Source organism: Psychrobacter sp. TB55-MNA-CIBAN-0194 (assembly GCF_040309505.1).
In the GTDB taxonomy this organism is placed as follows: domain Bacteria; phylum Pseudomonadota; class Gammaproteobacteria; order Pseudomonadales; family Moraxellaceae; genus Psychrobacter; species Psychrobacter fozii.
On the sequence record NZ_JBEOOW010000043.1, the window covers coordinates 1 to 433 of the forward strand.

Annotated in this window: 1 protein-coding gene; it reads right to left on the reverse strand. The window is 42.3% G+C overall.

Annotation, left to right across the window (positions count from 1 at the left end; translation table 11 throughout):
• Positions 1 to 310, reverse strand: a 310-nt coding sequence (locus tag AAEY75_RS14170; protein ID WP_352259921.1) for an aminotransferase class I/II-fold pyridoxal phosphate-dependent enzyme, incomplete at its 3' end; no start/stop codon positions are given.
• Positions 311 to 433 lie beyond the last annotated feature (123 nt).

The window sequence follows — 433 nt, forward strand, 5'->3', positions numbered from 1 at the left end:
GCTTACCACCGACCGATACCAAGATTTCATTTGGCTCATAGCTGATGTCGTTATCACGCTTGAATTTCTCAATGATGGCTTTTTTGAGCTCTGGGGTGCCATCGACAGCAGTGTACTTGGTGAAGCCGTCATTGATGGCATCGATTGCTGCTTTTTTGACATGTTCTGGCGTATCAAAATCAGGTTCGCCAGCACCTAGACCAATGATATCTTTGCCTGAGGCTTTTAGCTCTTTGGCTTTATTGGTGATTGCTAAGGTAGGGGATGGTTTGATGTTGTTGACACGGTCAGACAATTGCAATTCGCTCATGAGAGCTCCTTTTCGTATGGGAGTGGGTTGGTGAAAATCTGCTGGTAATTATATAACGTTTTAAGCATTATCAGGACACGTTATAAGGTAGTTTAAGCGTTTTTTAGCATCATTTTATTATTC